Raw genomic sequence first — 22,525 nt, forward strand, 5'->3', positions numbered from 1 at the left:
ACCATTGCGGACCTTCTGCGGCTTGAAGCACGCAGAGGGTCTTTTTTTATCCCATGGCAGCCTTGGTGGAGGGGAGAAGCTTGGACCAAGAGAAGAAACGGGCAATACTGTTACATGAAATTGAGCATTGGCGGCGAAGCCGGTTGCTACCTGAGCAATATTGTGATTTTTTGTCCAACCTGTATCGAGAGGATGGAGATCCGCCACAGAGTCAAAATCGTAACAACACCGGGCTGCTTACATATCTTAGACACGGGCATGGATTTGTCTGGCTTCTTGGTTTTGTCATTATTTCCTGCATTTGTTTGATTGGTTTTTATTTTACCGCTTTTCCGTTGCCAATGCAAATATTCTCGGCATGTGTAATCACCGCGATTTGCTATGGGTTGGCCGCAATTTGGCGTTCTTCTGAAAAGAGTATGAGTGCCATGCTGAGCACCCTCGGTAGTGCGATTATGCTTGGTTCGGGTGTATGGATTATTCAGCTTCATCAGGGTGAAGCTAAGATTTGGTTTCTCGTGCTTGTAGGCCTATGTGGCTTGTTATGGTGTCTCGTGGGAATAACCCTGCGTATTAGTTTGCTTCATTACTGCGGCCTTGTTGGGCTGATTTTAGTGTATGCAGTGCTTATGGGCGGCTATTGGCCTACGGCTACTCTTATGATGCTTGAGGTATTCTGGATTTTGCACACTGTATTGCTGGTGGGTTTAAGCTGGTGGGTACACCGCCGTTTCCCGCGTCTGGCCTTGGTCTATTTTGCTATTGGAATGACACTGGCTTTTATGGCTGAAGCAGACATGATCATCCTGCGCCATCAAGCGGCGGGGAATATGGTGTTTTACAGCATATTGAAGCTGGCTATTGTTGTAGGTATTTTATTTTGGACTCGAAAAAAATGGATTACGTGGGTGACGTCATGAAACTTTCGCAACGATTACAATATATTATGGAACAAATTCCTGCCGGGAGCAGACTTGCAGATATTGGTTCGGATCATGGGCTACTGCCTGTAGCTGCGGTGCGTAGTGGCAGAGTGCCGCAGGCCGTTGCGGGCGAGGTCAACGATGGTCCGTTGCGTGCAGCGCAAAAGCAGGTGGCTGAAGCAGGTCTTGCTAATCGCATTACGGTTAGAAAGGGAGACGGCTTGGCTGTGATTAAGGCCCATGAGGTCGATGTTATTACGATAGCCGGCATGGGCGGTGCCCTGATCGCTTCGATATTGGATCAAGGGAAAGACAAGCTTGCTTCCGTGAAGCAGCTTGTTTTACAGCCCAACGTAGGCGAGGATATTTTACGTCGCTGGTTGATTGAGCATCAGTGGGTATTAACAGGCGAGCATATCATGGAAGAGGACGGGAAAATATACGAGGTTCTAACAGCAATACCTGCTTCGGAAAGCCCGTTGAAACAGGACGAGCTGTATCGGCCATGGGAGCTTCCCGGCAGCTCATTGGTACTGACTCGGGATTGGCTGATGCAGCTTGGACCGTTATTGGTCAAAAAGCCGAATGATGTCTTTTTCAGGAAATGGCAGCTGGAAATTCGGAAGCTTCAGGATGTACTGGCACAAGTATCGCGGTCTGAGCAGGAATCTGCGCAGCATAAGCAGGAGCAATTGCGTATACAAATTGAACAATTAGAGGAGGTACTTGCATGTTTGCCAAAGGACAAACCGTAATTAGCTATATGGAGCAGCTGGCACCCAAATATTTGGCAGTTCCGGACGACAGAATCGGACTTCAGCTTGGCAGCTTGCAGAAGGAAATCAAGAACATATTGATTGCTCTGGATGTCAATGATGAGGTTGTCGAAGAGGCGATCCGCGTAAAGGCTGATCTCATTATTGCCCATCATGCTATTATATTCCGCCCACTTAAAGCTTTGAACACGGATCAGCCTGCGGGCAGATTGTATGAGAAGCTGATCAAGAATGATATTGCCGTCTATATCAGTCATACGAATCTGGATACGGCAGAGGATGGCATGAACGACTGGATGGCAGAAGCATTGGGTATTCAAAGTGAAGGCTCGCTGGAGGATGTTCACACGGAACAACTATTCAAGCTTGTCGTTTTCGTACCCAAAACACATCATCAAAAGGTATTGGACGCCGTGTTGGGTGCCGGAGCCGGGCATATTGGCAATTACAGCCATTGCAGCTTTAACATTGATGGCTACGGAACTTTCGTGCCTGGTGAAGGCACACAGCCATTTTTGGGTGAGCCGGGCAAAATGGAACGTAGTGAAGAGGTCCGTATTGAGACTATTGTACCGCAGGGTGTACGCAATAAAGTCGTGCAAGCAATGCTGAAGGCCCATCCTTATGAAGAAGTGGCTTATGACCTATACCATGTGGATTTGCAGGGCCGTACCTTTGGCTTGGGACGGGTAGGCAAGCTCAAGGAGGCCCGCACCTTACGCGAGTTTGCAAATGACGTGAAAAACGGTCTTAATGTCGAGCACGTACGCGTGGTGGGCGATTTGAACCGAACGATCAAAAAAGCAGCCGTGCTGGGAGGCTCGGGAAGCCGATATGTGAACAAGTCGCTTTTTAAAGGTGCTGACGTGTTAGTCACGGGGGATATCGACTATCACACGGCACAGGATGCCCTGATGGCGGGTATCGCCATTATTGACCCTGGTCATAATGCTGAAAAGATTATGAAGTCTAAAACGGCAGAATGGATGCGCAAACGGTTGGAAGAAGGCCGATATTCAACGGAAGTACATGTGTCACAGGTAAATACTGAACCCTTTCAATTTTTGTAAAACCTCGATGCTATGAAAGTTAAAAGGAATTTTTCTGTTTTACAATAATTTCAGGTTGTATCGTGAGCACGTTCCCTGTATACTATGTAATGTTGTTCGGAAAGTTTGACAGACAATCGCTGGCGGCGTAAGCCGCGAGAGGAAAGTCCGGGCTCCATAGGGCAGGATGCTGGATAACGTCCAGTCAGCGCGAGTTGAAGGATAGTGCCACAGAAATGGACCGCCGATGGCCGCTTGCGGCACAGGCAAGGATGGAACCGAGGTGTAAGAGACCCCGAGGAACGCTGGTGACTTCGTTCCTGGTAAACCCCATCTGGAGCAAGACCTAATGGGACACAGCTTCTTCGCGAAGCAGCCTTAGCCCGAGGTGTGTCTAGGTTGGTCGCTGGAGCCGGATAGCAATATTCGGCCTAGATAGATGATTGTCGCTTGTAGTGGGAGGGTAGTTCCCGTCTGTACCACGATAGCACAGAACCCGGCTTACGGAAAACTTTCTCCACTGCAACACTTTAAAAATGCATGAATTTAACTTTGTAAATAACCTATTTGCATGAAAACTTTTACTCTAAATGTATTTATTAAAAAAGGGTGAGTCATGTTCCTGTTGGAAACATAACTCACCCTTTTTTTGCATACCGATTTGCGCAGCAAGATTGCATTTTTATAGTGCTAAATTTATTTTTGTTGTTCTTTGCCAAAGCAAAATGAAGCCCCCAATATTATGTTGGGGGCTTCATTCGTTTTTCATCTACTCATTCCCTCTACCGTAAAAACGTGTGGGGACGAGGCACGCAGTCAGCGCAGCGGAGCATTTGAATCTGGAGAAGCGAAGTGTTCGCCTTTGCCCTCGGATTCCACCATACTAATTAAATTCAAAAGGAATCCGAGGGCAACAGCGATCGTAAGATCAAATGATTCGCGAAGCGGCCTCACGTACGTGCCCTGCCAACTTCATTAGCGCACGCTTTTTTCCAATCTTTCCTCTGTATACATTTTCAATGCCCGATCCAAACGGTCAACCGCTTCAGGAAGCAGTGAAGGATCAGTATGCGTAAAGTTGATCCGCATATGGTTGCTGCCGCTCAGATCAGCATAAAATACCTGTCCTGGCACAAATGCGACGCCTTCTTGAATAGCCAGTTCCAGCAAGCGATCGGAAAGGAAGCCTTCGGGTAAAGTGACCCACATAAACATGCCGCCTAGTGCATCATTCCACGTAATGCCTTCCCATTGACGCTCTTTCATCAGCGTTGTCATGCGTAGCATACGAGAGTGATATTCGTTGGATACGGAACGAATATGTCCGTCCAAATCAAAAAAGTCCAAAAGCTCATTTAAAGCACGTTGATCGATACTGCTGGAGTGCAAATCAGCAGATTGTTTGGCTTTTGCAACTTTATCCACAATCGCTTGATCGGCAATCAGCCATCCAGAACGAACACCAGGAGCAACGGTTTTGGAGAACGTAGAGGTGTACATGACATGACCGTCTCCACCTTGCTGCTGGTCAATGGAGAAAAGGGATGGGAAGTTAAGGTTTTCGTCAAATTTGAGACGCCCGTAAGGATCATCCTCAAAAATCAAAGTTCCGTATTTACGGCATAGCTCAACAACGCCTGTTCTGCGTTCCATGCTCCATACATTCCCCGATGGGTTGGAGAAGGTTGGGATGACATACACGAATTTAGGCTGATGTTCCTTGAGCTTGGCTTCAAGATCATCTAATTGCATACCATTGGAGTCTGTATTTACACTTACAATGTTGGCGCCATAGGACTTAAACGCCTGAAGAGCTGCCAAATAAGTAGGGGATTCCACCAATACAGTATCCTGCGGATCAAGCAGCACGCGCGAAACCAGATCAATCGTCTGCTGTGAGCCCGTCGTCATGATGATGTTATCTCTGGTGACGGAGATGCCTTGGGATGCCATCATGGTTGTAAGACGTTCCCGTAGAGGAGTATATCCCTCGGTTAGACCGTATTGAAGCGCGGTAGTACCGCCGAGACGAAATACCCGTTCATAGGCTTGAGCAACAGCTTCGACGGGAAAAAAGGCATCGGCCGGAAGGCCTCCTGCCAGGGATAACACTTCTGTTCCCTGTGTCAGCTTCAAAATGTCCCTAACGATGGACGAGCCCTGAGTACGAGCCATACCCGAAAATTTGTATTCCAATCCAATCATCTCCTGTGTTCTATACTGTACTATGAAATTTGTTGTATTATAACGATAATGAAGTATAACAGTAAACGTCTGAATATAACAGTTGATTTTTGGAGGGGACGGTTCCGATGCATATTGATCTCAGCCGCAATAGCAGCGTCAAATTATATTTACAGATTGCCAAAACCTTGGCGGATCGCATCCAGTCCGGACTGCTGCCTCAGGGTACAAAGCTTCCCTCAGTCCGTCATTTGTCCAGTTTGCTTGCCGTAAGTCCCGTAACTGTAAGCAAAGCGTATGCAGAGCTGGAGTCGAATCATCTGGTTACATGTACGCAAGGCAAAGGATGCTATGTAGCGGAGCCTTCTGTATCCGTGCCACGCGAGGGGGCGCTGGATTTGTCATGGCAAATGTCGCTGGTCGATTATTTGCCGCGGGCACAGTTATGGAGAAACTTCAACCATAGCCGGCAGGTCCCCTATTCTTTTCATATCGCAGCCATTCAGCCGGAGCTTCTTCCTACACGTGAAATTATTGCAGATACCCGGCGTTTATCCTCTGAAAATCCTGACGCAATGGCTGTTTATGGTACGTTTGAAGGAGATTTGGCATTGAGGGAAGTGTTTGCAGCTCACATGAACGAACGTGGCATACGGACGGTAGCAGAACAGCTACTCGTGACCAGCGGTGCCCAACAGGGGATTGACCTGGTGGCGCGTACGTTTGTTGGCGCTGGCGATGTTGTCTACATGGAGGCTCCTACATATACTGGGGCCATTGATGTATTTACCAGTCGAGGTGCCAAAGTAATGATGATCCCGATGGATGAGCAGGGTATGCGGATCGATATCCTGACACGTCTTTGTGATACTCATCCGCCAAAGCTGATCTATACGATTCCCACCTTCCATAATCCTACCGGAGTGACTTTAACGACGGTCAGACGCACGCAATTGCTGGATTTAGCTCAAAGCTATCATTGTCTGATTGTTGAAGATGATCCATTTTCTGAACTATTTTACAAAGCGAAGCCGCCACTTTCCATCAAGGCGCATGATCAGTCCGGACATGTGGTATATATCAAAAGCTTCAGCAAAATCGTCGCCCCTGGCTGTCGTATAGCATGTGTAGCAGCTACTGGCAGTGTATTGGATCGTTTGGTGGCCGCCAAGTCAACTGCGGATTTGGGGAGTCCTTTATTAACGCAAAAAGCACTGTTGCCTTTCATCAGCCATCGGCTTGATCAACATCTCGTCTGGTTGCGGGATCAAATGCGGGATCGCCTGACATCGGCATTGCATACACTCCAGCGCTATGCTCCCCCAGAGGTTACTTGGTATACTCCCGAAGGTGGACTCAATTTGTGGATTAAGCTTCCATCTGTTATTGATATTCCGGAATTGGGGCGATTGGCCGATCGAGAAGGTATTTCCTTTTTACCGGGTGCGGTGTGCTATGCAGGTGGTATGGACAGTAATCATATCCGTATTTCCTTTTCGTATGCGGACAAGGAAACACTCAAAACAGGTCTGCGCAAGTTGTGTCGTTTGTTGGGCGAACAGCTTGATCATTCGGTCATTGTGGAAAGAAAGCCTATTTTATAGAGGGTATTTATATTTGGGGGTAATCATCCAAGCACAGGGCATTCCTTCTTAATATGCTGTACTAATTCACCGAAAGGAGTTGCACCTTATGAGTCATTGCTCTTACGACCCGATCGTGTGCCCGCCGATGCAATTTATAAATCATCAATTTGTCCCACAAGTCGTGCCTGTGGTTCATCCGATTGAAATTGTTAATCAGACGCACATTGTACCTATACCTCACCACGTATTTCCGGTGAGTGTAAAGGATCCTGGAGATCCATGCTGCCATACTCTGGGCCATGGCAAGCGTCGCGGTAGTTCCAAGCGTTAAGGAGCCTAAAAAGCAGCCATGGTGTTATGAACTGCATCCCAATTGTTATTGGTGTCTAGCAATAGGGGGCAGTTCATGACTTATGGCTGCTTTTTGACCATTAAGGAATTGTTACATTTCCAGCTTCTTTAAAAGGGATTTTAATTTGTCGCTCAGATGCTGTGGATACAATTGTAAAGGAACATATGGACGTTGTGCTGCTTTTAACGCCTTGTACACATCGATTTGTCCATATCCGAAATATTTGTCATGTCCTGGCGCGCCTAAATCAATGACGTTTTTTCTCATTAAATCCATAACCTCTTTATTGGTTAGGTCGGGATTGATTGACCGAATCAGGGCGGCGAGCGCAGACACATGCGGACTGGCCATCGAAGTACCCGACAAAGCAGCGTATTGATTCCCTGGATATGTGCTGGCGATGCTTGCACCTGGAGCCATGACGTCCACATAATCCCCATAGTTGGAAAAAGAGGCACGGTGCATGGAAGAATCTGTAGCCGAAACGGCAAACACTTCGGGGTACGCTGCAGGATAACCGGGGCGTTCCGTATTATCATTGCCCGTAGCTGCAACCAGCACGACGTCTTTGTCATAGGCGTATTTGATCGCATCATGCAAAAATTCAGCTTGTGCATAGTTGCCCAGACTCAAATTGATAACCTTGGCTCCATGATCGGCTGCCCATATAATACCTTCTGCAACCGAGTATGTCGTACCGGAGCCGGATTTGTCGAGTACCTTAACCGGCATGACCTTGTTATACCACGTCATGCCGGCGACGCCCTCGCCATTATTCACGAGTGCAGAAATGATCCCGGCGACATGGGTTCCGTGACCGACGTCATCATAAGGCTTTTTAGATGGTTTTACCACGTTATGTCCCGAGAGGATTTGGCCCTTAAGGTCGGGATGATCCAGATCCACTCCTGTGTCCACGATGGCAACAGTTACATTCTTGCTGCCTTTGCTTAATCCCCAACCCCGGTTGGTTTCGGTGGCTGGCAGATTCCATTGATACCGAGAAAAGAGCAAATCATTGGGAACATTTCCATCAGAATTAAATAGCTTCTTTTCATTGGTTAGATACATATAGTGAGGTTCTGTATAAAGTGGATTCCATTTTTTCGAAAAGTATTGATTTAACTCCTTGTAGCTCATGTTATCGGAATGAAACACATAGGTGTAACCCAGCTTACGACCAGGCTCACAGTGCAAATCTCTTGCGATTTCGCGCAGCTGGCGTTGATCGGGATTGTGACGAAAGCGAACGACGATTTCATTTTCAAAATAATGGCTCGCATTTTCGTTGTCATGACCGGTTTTGACGGTAATATCGTGCAGGGTGTCAGGATGTACGGATTCGACCTTGTAGCTCCCTTCCTTGGGGTAGGGAATCAAACGCAGATTTTTGCGCTGATGCTTCTCCACGTCATGTAATACTTGTTGGCTGACCAAGGCGGCAACGCCATAGGTTCCGTCAGTCGATGGTTCTGCCATGATAAAATATTTACCGCCATCCACCTGAAAAGCAGCGGATTCGTAGGATTTATTTTGCATGACGGAACGGCGAGCCACAGCCATACTGCTTTTGATTTGAGGATCATTCAGCAGACGGGGTTGTGCTTTGCTGCCTGTATAGGTGTTGTTTTTCCCGTTACGCGTATGAATCCACTGTAACGAATGAAGATGGTTGTGCGATTGCTGCAGCTTGCGGATAAAATGCTTTTTCTGATCGTTGGTTTTGCCATGAAGCTCCCGCATGACGTATTGAATATCCTGTCTGGCATCCATGCGAGTGAGTGAATCTGTAGCGGACACATCCAAAGCCAGTATTCCCTTTTTAAGTTGCTTCTCTTGCTGTGGTACCATCTTGGCCGTATACTCGGGTTGCGGTGTGTGGCGGTGATCACGGGAAGGCAACATCAGTGTGATAAGAAGCACTCCGGCAGCTGCACCGAGCAGGGGCTTTAACCATTTTTGCCGAGACATGGGACCATCCTCCTTGAGTGTTTATAAATTTATGGTTTAGCGTGAGGAGGTTGGCATGTTTTTATACCTTTCAGTGCTTATTTGTGGTAGGATAAATACTGAAAATTACAGCTCTTTCGGTTAGAAGGGACTATTTTCAGGTAACCAAATTGATGAACAAGCAACAAATAAGGGGGAGCTGCCTTGATGTCAGCAGTCAACGTACAAAAATTATGTGAGTCGGCGCAGGAGAGACTGAAAGCTGCCGTGAAACGTGTGGAAAAATTCCTCAATGAGCATGCCCTGCCGCAGCTTGCTGTGGATGGAAATGAGGAGTCCGTACTTTTTTATAAAGGCTTTTTGTCGGATCTTCGCCATATCCTTGTTTTTTCTGAAGTATCCTATGAAAAGCTGGGTGTGGCTTTACGCCGTGCCAACTTTGACGTCGATTTTGCGGAAAAGGCATTGTATAACGTTTACCATGACTGCGTGAACAGCTTTTTTTATCCTAAAAATGAATCTTACGCAGAGGACGGACGCTATGCTTATACGGGACAAGATGCTATTCGCTTCCGTAAAACGCCTGTGCCTGCCGCGCGCGAAGTGATCATGGACATTACTAAAAATTTTGAAGAGCTGCGTGATGATCTGACTTATTATGAAAGTGATTATTTGACTCAGCGTCGTATGCAGACTCGTCGTACTCATGCTTAAGCAATTCATGAGTTGATCGTTTTTAATCGAAAACTAAGACAAGCAAGCCGTTTTCTCATGCTTCCTGCCAGTTTGGAGGAGGTGAAGAAAGCGGCTTTTTTCGTATGTCACCAACTGCCATATGTCAGACGCGCATAGGTGCGCGGGAGAAGGGGGAAAATGAATCCGAGGTGATGATCATGAGCCAAGAGGCCAAGCCCATAGTTAAATGCAGTGTAGCCAATTGCCATTATTGGGGAGAAAACAACTTTTGCAAGGCGGATTTGATTATGATTGAAGTTGATGGTCATGCCGATAAGAAATTTAAGGAAGAATACGCGGGAGAAAGCTTCAGCTCTGAAGAACGTGATAAAGCTGCCACGTCTGCTGCCACTTGTTGCCACACTTTTAAGCCGAAGTCTTTGTAAAAACTCATAACGCCAATCATTCGCATTTGGAGGTGCAGTGTATTATGGAGGATCATGAAACCGAAAAGCATCAAAATGAAGAGCATTTTAGCCGTGAACGAGTAGATTACCCACGTCATATTCAAAAGCATTCCGCCAAGCGACGTCATCACCGTGAAGAATATGCCGCAGAAGTGGCTCCCGGCTCGCCAGCTGTGACTCGGGATGAGGACAAAGGTGAACAGAAGGTTATAAATAACAGTGGTCGTATTTCCGGTTATGTTGGCATAGCCGCAGGAATTGCATCCCTGTTCATGTGGTCTATTGTGCTGGGGCCAATCGCTGCGGTTTTAGGTTTTTTTGCTTATGTGAATGGTAGCAAAACGACAGGTATTTGGTCGATTGGACTTGGTGCGCTTGCAACATTGAGTTATTTCGCTTTTATCCCGTTTGTTCGTTAACCCTATAAAGGTGCCGCAAAGTTGCGCCTAACTATTGCTGTAATTATAAAGCTCCTCTGTCTTTTCGACAGATCAGGAGCTTTTTTTCGTTAAAAGGTATGGCAGTACATAGCAAAAAGTTGTATCATTAGCAATAAAGACAGGCTATTTGGGATATAACAACTACAGAAAGTTGGGAATACCACATGCAAATTGATCCGCGCGTGTCCAAATCCATGTTAGACATGCAGCTGTTAAATAATATGAGTGCTACAACCCAAACGGGCACAACGGATGCTTTTTCCGGATTGCTGGAACAAGTAGGTCAGTTGGAGACAGATGATGCCGCGACTCGTGAGAATTCTGGCGATGTTACCCGTGATGAAAATGGGTTGCTTTGGCTACAACTGGGACCTTCGAGGGGAACGTCTTCCCCTTTTGCAGTATACCCTGCTTCTTCCAGCACAGGAAGCGACGGACCTACGAAGCCTACTGCGTATGATGATTTGATTAACGAGGCCAGCCAAAAATACGGCGTTCCGGTAGCTTTGATTAAAGCGGTTATTGATACGGAATCTTCATTTAATCCGCTGGTCACTTCTTCGGCTGGGGCCAAAGGGCTTATGCAGCTTATGGATGCTACTGCTCAAGGTTTGGGAGTTAGTGACCCATATGATCCTTCCCAAAACATTGATGCTGGTGTTCGTTATTTGTCTTACCAGATCAAACGTTTTAACGGACAGGAAAATATGGCCTTGGCGGCATATAATGCAGGCCCGGGACGCGTGCAGCGTCTTGGTGTAAGCAGTGATGAGCAATTGATGGCTGTACTGGATAAGCTTCCATTAGAAACGCAAAAATATATTACGAAAATACAGAATGCACGTGAAAAATATACGATGTAAGCCCTATAGCTTATAAAAAATGTGCGAAATTTTAATTAGATCAGGTGCGCAGACAGGATCAATATGGGGAAAGGGTGTCGCTGGAACGTAGCGGCCTTTCCCTGTTTTGGTTCTTTTTTGTTGCAGCAGTTGTAGGGCAGAAAGGGGAGTTTTATGAGATATTTTGATTATGCTGCGACGACTCCGCCTTTTGAAGAGGTAATTACAACAATTGCCGAGGTCATGAGACGACATTATGGCAATCCATCTTCGATGCATCGGTTTGGAGAGGATGCGGATAAGTTGCTTAAGCGTTCCCGCGAAGTATGCGCTGCGGCTTTGGGCGTACATCCGGCGGAGATTGTATTTACATCCGGGGCAACTGAAAGCAACAATCTGGCCATTAAGGGAGCAGCAATACAATACCAGGCCAGAGGCAAACATATTGTTACAGTATCGACAGAGCACCCGTCTGTATATGAGGCTTGCAAACAGTTGACAGATCTGGGCTTTGAAGTTACGTTTTTGCCCGTTGATGCACAAGGGCATGTCAGCACCGAGCAGGTATGTGATGCCGTCCGTCAAGATACGATTCTAGTCAGTATCATGCATGTTAATAATGAGACGGGAAGGGTACAACCGTTGCATGACATCGGGGCTGCATTGAAGAAACAGTTCCCTCGTGTCCTATTTCATGTCGACGGTGTACAGGGCTATGGAAAGCTTCCGGTTGATATTCGGGGCTGGCAGGCTGATCTGTACAGTCTCTCTGCGCATAAGCTACGCGGACCCAAAGGTGCTGGACTGCTGTTCGTTCGGGAAGGTGTGAAGCTTTTCCCACTGCTGAGTGGCGGCTCTCAGGAGCAGGGATTGCGTGCAGGTACGGAAAATGTGCCGTTGCTTGTTGGCATGTCCAAGGCGGTACGGCTGGCGGGCGAACGGCAAGCTGAGACAGCACGGCGTATGACTGAGTGGAGAGATCGGGTGGTTGCAGAAGTGAAGACGATTCCTCAACTGCGGCTGAACAGCGGGGAGGAAGCGCCACATATTGTCCATTTTTCGTATCCGGGCATGAAGGCTGAGGTGCTGTTGCATACGCTGGAGCAATTGGGCGTGGCAGTATCAACTCGATCGGCCTGCTCCTCAAAATTGGCCGAGCCCAGCCGGGTGCTGCTGGCGATGGGACGCAGTGAGCTGGAAGCGTCCGGCGGCATTCGTATCAGCTTCGGCGACGAACATACGGAACAGGATATCGACGAGCTTATACTTGCGCTGCGGCAGGCTGTAGCTAAGCTGGAATCCCTGGAAAGGTGGAAACATTAAAATGCATTATGATATGCTATTGCTTCGCTTTGGCGAATTTACATTGAAAGGGAAAAACCGCACCCGTTTTGAAAAAGCGGTATTGAATCACGTAAAGCTGCTGCTCAAGCCGTTTCCCGGCGCCTCTTTGCGAAAGGAATTTGGACGAATTTATGTGGTTCTCGGAGGAGAGCCTTATGAGCAGATCATTCAAGTGTTGAAAAAAGTGTTTGGTATCACCACGATTAGTCCTGTCAAAATGGCTCCTGCCCAGCTTGATGAGATCGTTAAGACCGCTGTAGAGTTGATGCGTGAGCTGAATGTGGCAAAAGGTACAACTTTCAAGGTTAACGCCCGCAGAGTGTGGAAGGAGTTTGCCCATTCTTCCCATGAGATGAACCACCTTATTGGTTCCCCTATATTACGGGAGTTTCCGGCGTTAAAGGTCGATGTGCATCAACCGAATATTGAGCTGCGCGTGGAGGTCAGGGAACAGGCAGCTTATATATTTAGCGAGATTATTACGGCTGTAGGAGGCTTTCCGCTAGGTACGAACGGCAAGGCCATGCTGCTCTTGTCCGGTGGAATCGATAGCCCGGTGGCAGGCTGGTCTTCCATGCGCAGAGGATTGGAAATCGAATGTGTTCATTTTTATAGCTACCCGTTTACAAGCGAGCGCGCAAAAGAAAAGGTTATTGATCTGGCAAGGGTATTAGCTGGTTATGCAGGGCGGATTAAGATCCATCTGGTACCGTTTACGGAGGTGCAGACGGCTTTTACACGCACGGGACAGGATAATCTGATGATTACGCTCATGAGGCGGTCTATGCTGCGGATTGCAACGATGCTGGCCGAACGTGAAGGAGCACTGGCGCTTGTAACGGGTGACAGTCTGGGTCAAGTGGCCAGCCAAACATTATCCAGCATGAATGTCATTGGCCGTTCGACAGAGCTGCCTTTGCTGCGGCCTCTCGTCATGATGGATAAACAGGAAATCACAGAAATCGCGAAGCAAATCGGTACCTACGATCTATCTATTCTCCCTTATGAGGATTGCTGTACATTGTTTGTTCCCAAATCCCCGACGACCAATCCCAACTTGTGGGTTGTTCAAAAGGTCGAAGCCTCTATTCGGGATTTGAATGCCTTGATCGAGCAGGCTGTGGCTGCAACCGAGACTGTCGTTCTTGAGGCAGGTGGGGCTATGGAGGGCCGTAAGGAGGAAGTTGTGCAGGAAGATTGGTTTTAAGGAATAAAAAAGGCAGACCCATCAGTGACGCTGTTGGTTTGCCTTTTTGATTAGAGCTTTGCAAGGATTTTAATCATTTAAAAACGGCTTTTTCACGGTTGGATATGGCCCTGCGGTTTTGAAGATACCCTGTGAGTAATATACCAACCATAACTAAGCCAATAAACGCGATGCGCAACGCAGGGTGCTCGGTAAAGTACGGCTCAAGCTTACGCTCTTCAGTAATCATATTAGACGCCGTATAACCAAGCACGGCTGATCCCAGATAGATAATCCAGGGGAATTTATGAATAAGCTTGATAAAAAGAGTGCTTCCCCATACAACGATCGGCACACTGATCAGCAGACCGAGCACCACGAGCACCAAATGCTGCTGGGCAGCGCCGGCAACAGCAATTACGTTGTCCAGACCCATGGCCGCATCGGCTATAATAATGGTGCGAATAGCGCCCCATAAAGTGGTTCCGGCTTTGACTTCGGTGTGATCCTGCTGATCCACCAGCAACTTATGCGCGATCCAGATTAGCATTACACCACCAATCAATAATAACCACGGTATTTGAAGCAACCAAAGTACTACAATGGTGGCTGCTATGCGAATGAGCAGGGCACCTCCTGTGCCATATATGATCGCTTTTTTTTGCGTTGCGGGCGGTAGCTTCCTAGCGGCAAGTCCAATTACAATTGCATTATCTCCTGCGAGTAGAAGGTCAATAAATATCACATTAAGCAGTAGCCAAATAAACTGAAATCCGGACATGTCAATTGTTCTCATCTCCCTGATTAAGCATCCCAAGATCTCTACTCTCTGTATATTCATACCTTTTTTTGAAAATACGATTTATTATATTGCTGATCGCTGCTGATTTCAAGGTATTTACTCAACAAATGTGACATGAGTTTTTAAGAAACGATGACTTATGATGAACAACACAACCTGACTGATTGGGATTTTATGTATTTGATGATACGAGCATAGCCTCCTCCTGTTGTGCATACAAGTAGGATGGGGGTGTTTGTACACATGGAGCATATCATTTTGCTGTTAAAAATATTAATGATCAATTTGGTATTAAGCGGTGATAATGCGGTTGTTATAGCCATGGCGAGCAAAAACTTGCCTGCAAGACAGCGCAGCCAAGCGATATGGTGGGGGGCGGGGGGCGCAGTTGGCTTGCGCTGTGTGTTGACTTTTGTAGCAGTCATTTTGCTGCGCATACCCTTTATTCAAGCGGCGGGCGGTCTACTTCTGTTATGGATTGCGTTTAAGCTGCTTTACGAGAATGAGGATCATGTCGGAATCAGAGCTGAAACCAGCATATGGAAGGCTATACAGGTGATCCTGGTAGCGGATTTTGTAATGAGTCTGGATAACGTATTAGCTATCGCAGCGCTTGCGAATGGAGATATCGCCATTATTGTCATCGGCATTGCGATTAGCATTCCAATTGTGGTCTGGGGCAGCAATGTTATTGCGATCTGGCTTCACCGCTTCCCTGTGCTTGTTTTGCTCGGGGCTGCAATTTTAGCCTTCACGGCAGGAGAAATGCTGCTGCGTGATTCCAGATTAGGCGTATGGTTGGCAGGAGCAGGGGAAGTTTTACATGCATGGTTACCTGGATTGCTGGCCGCAGCAGTTATCATTGTCGGAATATATCGTCAGTTGCGAGCCCACCACATTTGAACGTAGTTTTTTTGGAAGACATCGGCTAAACTATACATAGGGTTTTGCAGATGCCGGGGATTCTGCTCGGTTTTTGTAAATACGCTATATTCATCAAAATACATTCAAAAACAATCACATTAAAAAACACAAACCAATTCAGCAAGCAAAGGAGACCGCGATGAATTCCGGAAAAGAGCGTATGATCGGAGTGGGCATTGTTGCCGTAGGACTGATTATTTTGTTGGGAAAACTGGGGGCATTCTCCTTTTTGGGACGAACCTTTTGGCCCTTGCTGATATTAATCCCGGGCATTGTACTGCATGCGATGTACATGATGCGTAAAGTATCCCCCTTTATGCTGCTGCCCGCCGGAATTTTGACCGTTTATGGCTTGTTATTTTCTCTTTGTAATACCTGGGGCTGGCATTTAATGGCCTACCTGTGGCCTTTGTTGCTTCTTGGGGTGGCGATCGGATTGTGGGAATATGCTATCAATGATTTATCACTTTCTCGTAATGTATACACAGGTGGTGTCATCTTAGGCTTGGTATCGGTGGTTTTATTGATGATTAGCCTGTTGAGAACAGGCATTATTTATATTATTGCAGTTTTGCTGATCGGGGCTGGAATTTGGCTGGTCGTTAACAACCGCGGCACACGTAAATGGTAGAACAACAAGCTGTCAGGATTCATGGCGGTAAATTACGGAACAGGGAAGAATGTCTTGCTTTATGACATATTTCAACTATAATATAATGGATATGATAAGAGCGTCGGAATGATTTCTGACGCTTATTTTAAGGTTTTCACGCGAATCGGAGAGAGAAGCTGTCTGTATAAGGCCTAAAACATATAGGAGGCTGGCAGGGAGTGGGCCTGAAGAACGATTGTTAGCCTTGAGTCAGTATTACTTCAGGATAGAGACACTATTTTGATATACGGAAAGGATATGGATACAAACCATGCATGCAAGAGAGAACATTCGGAATATTGCGATTATTGCCCACGTCGACCACGGTAAAACGACGCTTGTCGACAAGCTGCTTCAACAGTCTGGAACTTTTAGAGAACACGAGGCTGTTCAGGAGCGCGCCATGGACTCCAATGATCTGGAGCGTGAACGCGGTATTACGATTTTGGCTAAAAATACAGCTATCACTTACAAAGATTATCTGATTAACATTGTAGATACACCAGGACACGCCGACTTTGGCGGTGAAGTAGAACGGATTATGAAAATGGTTGACGGCGTTTTGCTCGTCGTTGATGCTTATGAAGGCTGCATGCCGCAAACGAAATTCGTACTGCGGAAAGCGCTGGAACAAAATCTGACGCCTATCGTTGTCGTGAACAAAATTGACCGTCCGGCAGCTCGCCCGGCAGAAGTCATTGACGAAGTGCTGGATCTGTTCATCGAGTTGGGTGCGAATGATGAGCAATTGGAATTCCCTGTTGTGTACGCTTCGGCGCTGAACGGAACTTCCAGTCTTGATGCTGAAAAGCAAGACGATAACATGCAGGCATTGTACGAAACCGTTGTAGAGCATATTCCAGCTCCAACTGAAAAAATAGATGAGCCTCTTCAATTCCTCGTAACTCTGATGGACTACAACGAATACCTAGGCCGAATTGCCGTAGGTCGTGTAAACCGCGGTATCATCAAGCAGGGACAATCGGTTACTGTTATTCAGCGTGATGGCAGCAGTAAAACAGCACGTATTGAGAAATTGTTTGGTTTCCAAGGCCTGAAACGCATTGAAACTGATCAAGCGGGCGCTGGTGACATTGTGGCGATTGCGGGAATCAAGGATATTAACATCGGTGAAACCATTGCTGATCCGAGTCATCCTGAAGCTTTGCCTGTACTGAAAATAGATGAGCCAACACTGCAAATGACCTTCTTGGTTAACAACAGCCCATTCGCAGGACGCGATGGTAAGTGGGTAACATCCCGTAAATTGCGTGAGCGTCTTCTAAAAGAGCTTGAAACAGATGTCAGCTTGCGTGTGGATGAAACGGACAGCCCGGACGCTTTCATTGTATCTGGACGCGGTGAGCTGCATCTGGGTATCCTGATTGAAAACATGCGTCGTGAAGGTTATGAACTTCAAGTGTCCAAACCGGAAGTTATCGTTAAGGAAATTGATGGCAAGAAAATGGAACCTATCGAGCGTCTCCTCATCGATATTCCAGAAGAAAGCATGGGCGCAGTTATGGAAAGCCTGGGCTCCCGTAAAGCTGAAATGGTTAACATGATTAACAACGGTACTGGACAGGTTCGCTTGGAATTCCTGATTCCTGCTCGTGGTTTGATCGGTTACACTACGAACTTCCTGACATTGACTCGTGGTTACGGCGTAATGAACCATGCATTTGACAACTATGGCCCATTTGTTGGCGGTCAAGTTGGCGGTCGTCATCAAGGTGTTCTCATTTCTACCGAAAACGGCAGTTCTACATTTTACGGAATGCTCGGCGTAGAAGATCGCGGTATTTTGTTCCTGGAGCCAGGTACTGAAATCTATGAGGGTATGATCGTTGGGGAGCACACGCGTGATAACGACATTGTCGTTAACATTTGTAAAGAAAAACAATTGACCAACGTTCGCTCTGCAACAAAAGATGATACGGTTAAGCTGAAAACACCTCGTATCTTCTCCTTGGAGCAGGCGCTTGAATATCTGAATGATGATGAGTATTGCGAAATTACACCTAATGCCATTCGTTTGCGTAAAAAGATCCTGAACAAAGGTGAGCGCGAGCGTGCAGAGAAACAACGTAAAACAGCACAAGCAAATGCGTAATTAATTGGTTTGGTCTTTGGCCACAGCGGCGACGCCCGGAATGGGATGCGCCGCTGTATGTGTTTTTAGATTATAAACTCGGAGTCTTTCTCAAAACGCAGGAAAAGGTGTTGAATCATGAGTAATCTTTCAAATGGATTGCCTCCCCGGACACAAAGCGGGAAAAAATCCCCCAAACAGAAAAAAACGAAAAAGAAAAAAAGCTTTTTCAGATCGTTTATGAAGTTTGTCTTGTTTCTGCTCATTATAGGTATCTTGGCAGCAGGTGGTTATACCTACTATATTTATAATCAGGTAGAGGAAGTCTTGGATACAGGAAACAACAAGGAAGTACCTCAAACGGAATTGGCAGAAGCTAAGCCTTTGACCATCTTGTTGCTTGGAACCGATTACCGTCCTGATCATCCGACGTATTTGTCAGATGTTATTATGGTAGCCACATTGAATCCCAATACTAAATCGTCTACTATCGTATCCTTGCCGCGCGATACACGTCTGGAAATGGATGGATATAAACCGCGCAAGCTAAATGAGTATTATCCGGTTTTTAAAGCCAGAGAGAAGGAATCTGGTGAGGTCGCTGAAGAGCAAATGAAGAAGATGATCGGCAAATATTTAAACATTAATATTGATTATGTAACGGTTATTAACTTCCAGGGCTTTAGAGATGTTGTGGATAATTTGGGTGGCGTAGATGTTACGGTTGATAAAAACATGTGTTATCGTGACCGTGCAGATGGTACGGATATTAATCTGACAGCTGGAGCCAAGCATTTGAATGGTGATCAAGCTCTTGATTTTGTGCGTTACCGCAAATCGAATTGTCGTCCGAGAACGGCTGAATCTGACGATTTTGATCGCAACCGTCGACAAAACCAGGTGCTTCATTCCCTAATTGACCAAATGCAATCCTTTAACGCTTTGACCAAATTTAGCGCAATTATTAAATCAGTTGATAAAAATATGATGACTGATATCGAGTCACAGCAAATGAAAAATATTGTACAAACCTATTGGAATATTTCCAAGCAAAATGTGAAGTACAATCCGGTAGCGGGAACATGGCGTAGTCCTTATGTATATATTGATGAGCAACAGCTCGATGCAGCCAGACAGGCGCTCCAAGAGGAATTGGCAAAAAAAGCAAATGATAGTACTGCAACTTCTTCCAATTCCTGAGTATGTATCTTTCTTCCGTCTTATGTTATACTCGCAGCGAGTAAAAGCACTTATATGACATAAGGGGGTTGAAGTATGTCTGAATTTGTAGTGCGTCAAGCATATCGTTTGGATATGTGCAACGGGTTGGAATCAAATATCGTCTGTTGTTTCTGTATGGAAATGAGAGAAAAAAGCTAGGTCCAGTGAATGATCACTGGGCCTTTTGTGTCTTCCTCAGGTGTACAGGCTCATAGGCTATGTTGAGCTACAAAATTTTCGCTGCTTCATGCTCATGAAGAGGTCTTTTTTAAGGGAATCAGCAAGTATTGGGGAACCTGTGAATAGGATAGATATGAAACACGAGATTGTCCACGCCGCTTTGGAGGGGATTTTAATGAAGAAAATTTTTGTGCTGGATACGAATGTGCTGCTGCATGATCCGAAAGCCATTTTTACCTTCAAAGAACATGAGGTTGTTATTCCAGCTGTTGTTCTGGAAGAAATCGACTCCAAAAAACGCAACGCGGATGAGATTGGGCGCAATGCCCGCAATGTATCACGATTGTTGGACGGGTTGAGAGAAGTAGGTCATCTGCATAGTGGTGTTCCGCTTCCCCAAGGTGGAAGGCTTAAGGTTGAGTTAAACCACCGGAGTTTTTTGAAAGTTCAGGAGATGTTTGGGGAGGTTTCTAACGATAATCGGATTTTGGCAGTCGCCTTGAACTATCATCTGGAAGAGCAGGATCAGCCTGAACCGCGTTCGGTCGTGTTAGTCAGTAAAGATGTACTCGTCAGAATCAAGGCAGATGTATTGGGACTGTTGACCGAAGATTATTTATCCGATAGAACAGGTGATCCAAGCGAGCTATACCCCGGGTATTCAGCAATCCAGGTGCATCCGTCCATCATAGATGAATTTTACTCCAATCGTTTTTTATCAATCAGATCACTGAATTCACCCTATACGCTGTATCCGCATGAATTTGTGATTCTGAAAGATCAAATGGGGACTGGAAAGTCAGCTTTGCTGAAAGTGAACCATGATGCAGAGCGATTGGAGCCACTGTATTTAAGTAACGAATCGGTGTGGGGAATCAGCGCGCGTAATGCTCAACAGCGGATGGCATTGGAGCTTTTGCTGAATGACGATATCCCGCTTGTGACGATTACTGGAAAAGCGGGTACAGGCAAAACATTGCTGGCGCTGGCAGCGGGTTTGCTTAAGGTAGAGGATGAACATCGTTTCAAGAAATTGCTGATTGCCAGACCTGTTGTTCCTATGGGCAAGGATATCGGATATTTACCGGGAGAAAAGGAGGAAAAGCTTCGCCCATGGATGCAACCGATTTACGATAATCTGGAGTACCTGTTTGACGCCAAAAAATCAGGTGATATTGATAAAATTTTGATGGGCTTGGGCAGCATTCAGGTGGAGGCGCTCACTTATATTCGCGGGCGTTCAATACCAGGGCAATTTATTATTATCGATGAGGCTCAGAATCTATCCCGCCATGAAATCAAGACGATTGTGTCCCGAGTCGGGGAGGGGAGCAAGATCATTTTGATGGGTGATCCGGAACAGATTGACCACCCGTATCTGGATGCTGCCAGCAACGGATTGACCTATGTGGTGGAACGGTTCAAGCAGGAAGGGATTAGCGGGCATATTATGTTGGAAAAAGGAGAACGCTCCAAGCTCGCACAGCTGGCTGCCGATCTGCTATAAGGTTCATATCGTTTTTACAAATATTAAAGACCTCGGGAGCATCCCGGGGTCTCTTGTTTTATTTACGTAAAATGCAGAATAATGTAAGGTGAGCAAAAGCCTATTTCAGGCTTAATTCGAGCTTAACTTCAAGTGTTCCCGCCGAGGTGTGTACTTCTGTGGCTTTAACATACGAAATGAGCTGCTGTGGATAAAAGCCCAGATCAAAATCATTTTCCAGCTTGTTACGGGTCGTATCCGGCAGTTCCAGCCCGTTAAATACTAGACGATCCACATGAAATAAAATTGCATTTTGTGGTTCGTTCTCTACAGTGTAGTGCCCTTCTACCATCAATTTCATCGTTCCCTGTTGGCCTTCTACCACAATATGGTCCTGCTTGAAAGAAAAGTTGAAGTGATTGAACAATTCATTTTCAGATTTTAAAAACCGGTTAAACTCTTCCTCACGAATGTTTATCGTAATGGTTTTGCCGTTCGTAATCATGGCTCCTTGCTGCTGTTGAATAAATTGAGGTAAATCCTGCATAGCCTGCGCCAGTGCTTTAAAGTGTCTATTTACCTCATAGACGCCTACATTCTCCCAGTAAGCAGTCAGCTCACTGATCAGCTTGCGGAGAGTATCCGGGTCTTTACTGGCGCTAACACCCTCGTTTACACGCGACTGAAGCATGAGAATACGTTTACGTTGTTCCAGTAAGTTTGTTTTGACCTTCTCCAATTCCAGCGAGGCCTGAGTGACTTGTTGCTCTGTTTTTCGCATAGTCTGAACATTGGATTCGTATTCCTGAAGAACATCCTGATCATGACTAATTAACAGCAAGTAGTAATCGTACAAGGAGAGAAGCTGTTTTAAATTTTTCGCCCCCAGCACTACACTGAGCAGCTTGTCCCTTTCCCCCATATAATAAGAACGTAGCACAGACCCGGCACGGTTCCGTTGCAAGGTCATCTGCTCCTGCTGTGTGATGAGATTGCTTCGTAATTCCTGTTGATGCTGTATAAGAGTCTTTTGTTCCTGGCTGATACGCTCAATTTCATGGTCTATTTCAATAATCGACAGGCTATCTTGTAAAATTTGGTTTGCCTCCTGGGAAGGGGCAGCCAGAATAGGACGTACATACATTGAAGTTAGCATCGAGGTTAATATCATAGCGATGATCAGCAGGGTACAGCATATGATTTTTATTGGTTTTTCCATTTGGTTTCCCCTTTTATGTATTACCGAAAAAGACTGATGATAATGTATATGATCTTTTCTCATTCTTTAACCATTCATTTATTGTACAGCAGTCAGAGCATACTTGTAACCCAAAACTGTTTGCGTTTCACGTATGAGTTCTTGCAGAAATGGAAATACAATTTAGTATCAAATA

Annotated in this window: 20 protein-coding genes and 1 other RNA gene; 17 read left to right on the forward strand and 4 right to left on the reverse strand. The window is 46.1% G+C overall.

Annotation, left to right across the window (positions count from 1 at the left end):
* The first annotated feature begins 80 nt into the window (after positions 1-80).
* From B4V02_RS08520 to rnpB, 4 genes are all read left to right on the forward strand, one after another.
* The gene (locus B4V02_RS08520; RefSeq protein WP_094154466.1) at positions 81-920 is read left to right on the forward strand and encodes a hypothetical protein; all 840 of its coding nucleotides are present in this window, start codon (positions 81-83) and stop codon (positions 918-920) included.
* Positions 917-1,678 carry a tRNA (adenine(22)-N(1))-methyltransferase gene (locus B4V02_RS08525; protein ID WP_094154467.1) on the forward strand — a complete coding sequence of 254 codons (762 nt, stop codon included), beginning with the start codon at positions 917-919 and terminating at the stop codon, positions 1,676-1,678. The genes B4V02_RS08520 and B4V02_RS08525 overlap by 4 nt, the downstream gene beginning before the upstream one ends.
* On the forward strand, positions 1,654-2,769 hold the full coding sequence (locus tag B4V02_RS08530) for a Nif3-like dinuclear metal center hexameric protein (RefSeq protein WP_094154468.1): 1,116 nt from the start codon (positions 1,654-1,656) through the stop codon (positions 2,767-2,769). Before B4V02_RS08525 ends, B4V02_RS08530 begins: the two co-directional genes overlap by 25 nt.
* Before the next feature lie 100 nt (positions 2,770-2,869).
* Positions 2,870-3,267, forward strand: an RNA gene (rnpB, locus tag B4V02_RS08535) — RNase P RNA component class A.
* A gap of 456 nt (positions 3,268-3,723) precedes the next feature.
* Here the strand turns inward: rnpB and B4V02_RS08540 are convergent.
* The gene (locus tag B4V02_RS08540; protein ID WP_094154469.1) at positions 3,724-4,944 is read right to left on the reverse strand and encodes an aminotransferase-like domain-containing protein; all 1,221 of its coding nucleotides are present in this window, start codon (positions 4,942-4,944) and stop codon (positions 3,724-3,726) included.
* A 116-nt stretch (positions 4,945-5,060) separates the two neighbouring features.
* On the opposite strand from B4V02_RS08540, the gene pdxR reads away from it, so the two are divergent.
* The gene (gene pdxR / locus B4V02_RS08545; protein ID WP_094154470.1) at positions 5,061-6,536 is read left to right on the forward strand and encodes a MocR-like pyridoxine biosynthesis transcription factor PdxR; all 1,476 of its coding nucleotides are present in this window, start codon (positions 5,061-5,063) and stop codon (positions 6,534-6,536) included.
* An 88-nt stretch (positions 6,537-6,624) separates the two neighbouring features.
* Positions 6,625-6,849, forward strand: coding sequence for a hypothetical protein (locus B4V02_RS08550; protein WP_007431224.1), 225 nt, complete (start codon positions 6,625-6,627; stop codon positions 6,847-6,849).
* Between the two features lie 111 nt (positions 6,850-6,960).
* On the opposite strand, the gene B4V02_RS08555 is transcribed toward B4V02_RS08550, so the two are convergent.
* Positions 6,961-8,841: a S8 family peptidase gene (locus B4V02_RS08555; RefSeq protein ID WP_094154471.1), complete on the reverse strand. Its 1,881-nt coding sequence runs from the start codon at positions 8,839-8,841 to the stop codon at positions 6,961-6,963.
* A 186-nt stretch (positions 8,842-9,027) separates the two neighbouring features.
* Between B4V02_RS08555 and B4V02_RS08560 the strand changes: the two genes are divergently transcribed.
* From B4V02_RS08560 to thiI, 6 genes are all read left to right on the forward strand, one after another.
* Positions 9,028-9,534, forward strand: coding sequence for a YpuI family protein (locus B4V02_RS08560; RefSeq protein WP_094154472.1), 507 nt, complete (start codon positions 9,028-9,030; stop codon positions 9,532-9,534).
* 179 nt (positions 9,535-9,713) lie between these two features.
* Complete coding sequence (locus B4V02_RS08565; protein WP_029390016.1) at positions 9,714-9,941, forward strand: DUF1540 domain-containing protein; 228 nt, start codon at positions 9,714-9,716, stop codon at positions 9,939-9,941.
* 44 nt (positions 9,942-9,985) lie between these two features.
* Positions 9,986-10,381, forward strand: coding sequence for a hypothetical protein (locus B4V02_RS08570; protein WP_068502095.1), 396 nt, complete (start codon positions 9,986-9,988; stop codon positions 10,379-10,381).
* Between the two features lie 185 nt (positions 10,382-10,566).
* On the forward strand, positions 10,567-11,265 hold the full coding sequence (locus B4V02_RS08575) for a lytic transglycosylase domain-containing protein (RefSeq protein ID WP_094154473.1): 699 nt from the start codon (positions 10,567-10,569) through the stop codon (positions 11,263-11,265).
* Between the two features lie 153 nt (positions 11,266-11,418).
* Positions 11,419-12,567: a cysteine desulfurase family protein gene (locus tag B4V02_RS08580; protein WP_094154474.1), complete on the forward strand. Its 1,149-nt coding sequence runs from the start codon at positions 11,419-11,421 to the stop codon at positions 12,565-12,567.
* A 1-nt stretch (position 12,568) separates the two neighbouring features.
* Positions 12,569-13,795 carry a tRNA uracil 4-sulfurtransferase ThiI gene (thiI, locus tag B4V02_RS08585; protein ID WP_094154475.1) on the forward strand — a complete coding sequence of 409 codons (1,227 nt, stop codon included), beginning with the start codon at positions 12,569-12,571 and terminating at the stop codon, positions 13,793-13,795.
* A gap of 73 nt (positions 13,796-13,868) precedes the next feature.
* Here thiI and B4V02_RS08590 read toward each other — a convergent pair whose 3' ends face one another.
* Entirely contained in the window at positions 13,869-14,570 is a 702-nt protein-coding gene (locus tag B4V02_RS08590) for a TerC family protein (RefSeq protein WP_094154476.1), read from the reverse strand.
* A gap of 249 nt (positions 14,571-14,819) precedes the next feature.
* Between B4V02_RS08590 and B4V02_RS08595 the strand changes: the two genes are divergently transcribed.
* From B4V02_RS08595 to B4V02_RS08615, 5 genes are all read left to right on the forward strand, one after another.
* On the forward strand, positions 14,820-15,479 hold the full coding sequence (locus B4V02_RS08595) for a TerC family protein (protein ID WP_094154477.1): 660 nt from the start codon (positions 14,820-14,822) through the stop codon (positions 15,477-15,479).
* Positions 15,480-15,639: 160 nt separating this feature from the next.
* Positions 15,640-16,131, forward strand: a complete 492-nt coding sequence (locus B4V02_RS08600; protein ID WP_094154478.1) for a hypothetical protein — start codon at positions 15,640-15,642, stop codon at positions 16,129-16,131.
* A 292-nt stretch (positions 16,132-16,423) separates the two neighbouring features.
* Complete coding sequence (typA, locus tag B4V02_RS08605; protein ID WP_007431213.1) at positions 16,424-18,265, forward strand: translational GTPase TypA; 1,842 nt, start codon at positions 16,424-16,426, stop codon at positions 18,263-18,265.
* A gap of 117 nt (positions 18,266-18,382) precedes the next feature.
* Entirely contained in the window at positions 18,383-19,444 is a 1,062-nt protein-coding gene (locus B4V02_RS08610; RefSeq protein ID WP_094154479.1) for an LCP family protein, read from the forward strand.
* A 376-nt stretch (positions 19,445-19,820) separates the two neighbouring features.
* Positions 19,821-21,152 (forward strand): PhoH family protein, encoded by a 1,332-nt coding sequence (locus B4V02_RS08615; protein WP_007431211.1) that lies wholly within the window; start codon positions 19,821-19,823, stop codon positions 21,150-21,152.
* A 100-nt stretch (positions 21,153-21,252) separates the two neighbouring features.
* On the opposite strand, the gene B4V02_RS08620 is transcribed toward B4V02_RS08615, so the two are convergent.
* Positions 21,253-22,350 carry a coiled-coil domain-containing protein gene (locus B4V02_RS08620; protein ID WP_007431210.1) on the reverse strand — a complete coding sequence of 366 codons (1,098 nt, stop codon included), beginning with the start codon at positions 22,348-22,350 and terminating at the stop codon, positions 21,253-21,255.
* Positions 22,351-22,525 lie beyond the last annotated feature (175 nt).

Origin of the sequence: Paenibacillus kribbensis (assembly GCF_002240415.1) — a bacterium.
GTDB lineage: Bacteria > Bacillota > Bacilli > Paenibacillales > Paenibacillaceae > Paenibacillus > Paenibacillus kribbensis.

Bases quoted from the DNA above. Each gene is read 5' to 3' on its own strand.
- B4V02_RS08525 (WP_094154467.1), top strand. From the start codon at position 917: ATGAAACTTTCGCAACGATTACAATATATTATGGAACAAATTCCTGCC.
- B4V02_RS08530 (WP_094154468.1), top strand. From the start codon at position 1,654: ATGTTTGCCAAAGGACAAACCGTAATTAGCTATATGGAGCAGCTGGCA.
- pdxR (WP_094154470.1), top strand. From the start codon at position 5,061: ATGCATATTGATCTCAGCCGCAATAGCAGCGTCAAATTATATTTACAG.
- B4V02_RS08550 (WP_007431224.1), top strand. From the start codon at position 6,625: ATGAGTCATTGCTCTTACGACCCGATCGTGTGCCCGCCGATGCAATTT.
- B4V02_RS08555 (WP_094154471.1), bottom strand. From the start codon at position 8,841: ATGTCTCGGCAAAAATGGTTAAAGCCCCTGCTCGGTGCAGCTGCCGGA.
- B4V02_RS08560 (WP_094154472.1), top strand. From the start codon at position 9,028: ATGTCAGCAGTCAACGTACAAAAATTATGTGAGTCGGCGCAGGAGAGA.
- B4V02_RS08565 (WP_029390016.1), top strand. From the start codon at position 9,714: ATGAGCCAAGAGGCCAAGCCCATAGTTAAATGCAGTGTAGCCAATTGC.
- B4V02_RS08570 (WP_068502095.1), top strand. From the start codon at position 9,986: ATGGAGGATCATGAAACCGAAAAGCATCAAAATGAAGAGCATTTTAGC.
- B4V02_RS08575 (WP_094154473.1), top strand. From the start codon at position 10,567: ATGCAAATTGATCCGCGCGTGTCCAAATCCATGTTAGACATGCAGCTG.
- B4V02_RS08580 (WP_094154474.1), top strand. From the start codon at position 11,419: ATGAGATATTTTGATTATGCTGCGACGACTCCGCCTTTTGAAGAGGTA.
- thiI (WP_094154475.1), top strand. From the start codon at position 12,569: ATGCATTATGATATGCTATTGCTTCGCTTTGGCGAATTTACATTGAAA.
- B4V02_RS08590 (WP_094154476.1), bottom strand. From the start codon at position 14,570: ATGAGAACAATTGACATGTCCGGATTTCAGTTTATTTGGCTACTGCTT.
- B4V02_RS08595 (WP_094154477.1), top strand. From the start codon at position 14,820: ATGGAGCATATCATTTTGCTGTTAAAAATATTAATGATCAATTTGGTA.
- B4V02_RS08600 (WP_094154478.1), top strand. From the start codon at position 15,640: ATGAATTCCGGAAAAGAGCGTATGATCGGAGTGGGCATTGTTGCCGTA.
- typA (WP_007431213.1), top strand. From the start codon at position 16,424: ATGCATGCAAGAGAGAACATTCGGAATATTGCGATTATTGCCCACGTC.
- B4V02_RS08610 (WP_094154479.1), top strand. From the start codon at position 18,383: ATGAGTAATCTTTCAAATGGATTGCCTCCCCGGACACAAAGCGGGAAA.
- B4V02_RS08615 (WP_007431211.1), top strand. From the start codon at position 19,821: ATGAAGAAAATTTTTGTGCTGGATACGAATGTGCTGCTGCATGATCCG.
- B4V02_RS08620 (WP_007431210.1), bottom strand. From the start codon at position 22,350: ATGGAAAAACCAATAAAAATCATATGCTGTACCCTGCTGATCATCGCT.